We start from the raw sequence: 458 nt of genomic DNA, 5'->3' as shown, positions 1-458 counted from the left end.
TTGATCGTCATGGGATTGTGGTGAGCTTGAAGGGCCGCACGCAGAATCGCCAATTGCTGATGTGCCTTCAATCGTCGGAAGCCCTTGTTGGCCTCGATCATGCCGGCCGCGACCCATCGCAAGGCCATACCGGCATCCCGCCAGCGCTTGACGTTGCGCGTGACGCGGCGAATGGTGCCCATCATGTTCTCGGCGATGTTGGTACAGGCGAGCGATCGACGAAGCTCCTTCGGCAGCTTCAACCGGACGACGGTCAGGATTTCGTCGAGGCCTTCGAGAATGCTCGCCGCTACGCCAGGCCATTGCTGGTCGAGTCGACGCGCGAGATTGCGGATCAATTTTTCAGCCTTGTCGGCGTCATCGAGCTCCCAGGCCTGGCGCAGCACCCGACGGGTGGCCGCATGATGCTGTTTCGGCAAGCGTTCCATAATGTTGCGGGCCTTGTGGATCTGGCAGCG

The 458-nt window shown here is 60.9% G+C and carries 1 protein-coding gene; it reads right to left on the bottom strand.

What is annotated here, in order from left to right; translation table 11 throughout:
- Window positions 1–458, bottom strand: a 458-nt coding sequence (locus tag AC5ZGW_RS46985) for a transposase (RefSeq protein WP_207231228.1), incomplete at both ends; no start/stop codon positions are given.

Source organism: Bradyrhizobium sp. Crot121 (assembly GCF_059512385.1).
This window is presented reverse-complemented; position numbering and strand designations above follow the sequence as displayed.